This window comes from Brunnivagina elsteri CCALA 953, from assembly GCF_002289455.1.
In the GTDB taxonomy this organism is placed as follows: domain Bacteria; phylum Cyanobacteriota; class Cyanobacteriia; order Cyanobacteriales; family Nostocaceae; genus Brunnivagina; species Brunnivagina elsteri.
The window spans coordinates 1-1,734 of the sequence record NZ_NTFS01000701.1 but is presented as its reverse complement, the minus strand read 5'-3'; the positions used below and the strand labels follow the sequence as shown (position 1 = coordinate 1,734).

Annotated in this window: 2 protein-coding genes; both read left to right on the top strand. The window is 39.4% G+C overall.

The features are described 5' to 3' along the window. Positions 1-278: 278 nt before the first annotated feature. Positions 279-809: a hypothetical protein gene (locus CK510_RS30015; protein ID WP_143289517.1), complete on the top strand. Its 531-nt coding sequence runs from the start codon at positions 279-281 to the stop codon at positions 807-809. Positions 810-811: 2 nt separating this feature from the next. Beyond that, a complete protein-coding gene (locus CK510_RS30010) occupies positions 812-1,585 on the top strand; it encodes a hypothetical protein (RefSeq protein WP_095725073.1) in 774 nt (257 codons plus the stop codon). Positions 1,586-1,734: the final 149 nt, after the last annotated feature.

Genomic DNA, 1,734 nt, shown 5'->3' with positions numbered 1-1,734 from the left:
GATATAAATAGACCATAAAATGATTACGTAGACGGAAAAACTAGATAAATATATAGACCCTATTGTGGCTGAGTTTGTGAAAAAATAGCTCTACAGACGAAAAAGCTTTATTCTTGTCACTGTATAAGATTATATCTAAATCAAATAAGTATATGAGATTTAAGGCATTATTGATTTCCTGTAATAAAATCTGTACACTGTCCTCGAATATACATTCATTATTTGCTAAAGTGGCGACATCTACCAACTAAAAACTTATATAACTGTGAAGTCGGCTAATGAAGCCAAAAATTTTTGATTGCCACAATCTTTCTTTTTCAAGACATTCCTCCAAGCTTTATCTGTTGTTGTCTGCTGCTTCCACCTCCATGTTCTGGGTGTTAGTCGCGACTCAAGCAAGCTTTGCACAGGTAAATTTTGCTAACCAACAAGCTAATAATTCCCAGTTTGATGCTGCGGGATTGTTGCCTGTTCCGAAGTTACCAGCAGCAAGTAATCAAGCGACTTCCGGTTTAATCGCAGTTCCACCACCAGGGGAATCGCTGTCTAATCAAGTTCCTACAGCTAGTAATAGTTTTGCTTCATCAAATTCGGTGATGAAACCAGAATTGTCATCAAGTCAAAATATTAATCAGTTAGAAAATTCATTTATTTATCAAGGAAGACAAGGGAAAAAAGCTACATCTCATACCAGTCAGGCTTTTACGGCAAAAAAGCAAAATTTAACTAATTCATCCACAATAGGGTCTATATATTTATCTAGTTTTTCCGTCTACGTAATCATTTTATGGTCTATTTATATCAAATAAGCATGAGCGAAAGCTTTCAGAAGTTCTGGACAAAGACTGTACTTACCGGGATTTCTCTAGTGTTGCTAGCTACCAGCTATGGTTGCACTCAGAAGGCAGAGAATGAAGTCAAGTTAGAGATTAAAAATGTACAATCCACAGGTAGCAACGGACAGTACAAGGTAATTGGTAGTACCAACCTGCCCAAAGCCAGTCGAATTGCGATCGCGGCAGTACGTTATCTGCGTCCAGCAAATGAAGAGCAAACCATTGACTCAAATACGGATATAAACATCAACCGTTCAATTCTCGATCGCCAGGTGATTAAGGTTAATGATAAAGGAGAATGGGAAGCAAATCTAAATATTTGGCAAGTTACCCCAAATGGTAGCTACCAAGAGGTTTGGCAAGTAAATCAAGCGCAAACAACACTCACTCCTGAAAGCGATGTGACTTTCACCGCAACTTTCGATCCTGGAAGTCAAGCTAATATCACCGAAAAGCCCAGCAATGAGAAAATACAAGAATCTCAACCACAAATTCAAGAACTTGAAGGTAAATCCCTCCGCTTTAGCGATAATGGTGAAAAGTACGTCCAAGCAAGCTTGTCACAATCTGTTTCATTACCCATCGCTAAAACCACACCACCACAACAACAAGCCGAAGATATTAATGGTGGATGGGGAGACAGATACATAATTAAACCGGAAGCGATCGCATCTGGTTCTGCTCCAGCTCCACCCACAAAATCCAGACAAAACACCGCACCTCTAAAAGCTTCGGAGTTTTTACGCTAAGGGAACACTTCTGAAATAAATTCTCCCCCGATTTCTTTCGATATCCCGGAAATTATCCCCCCCCTTTCCAAGGCAGGGCTGTTTCGTTCCCTTTTAAACAGGATTTGTCAAGATAGTTAGCGATAAATATCTAAGTAAGGGTGGCGATT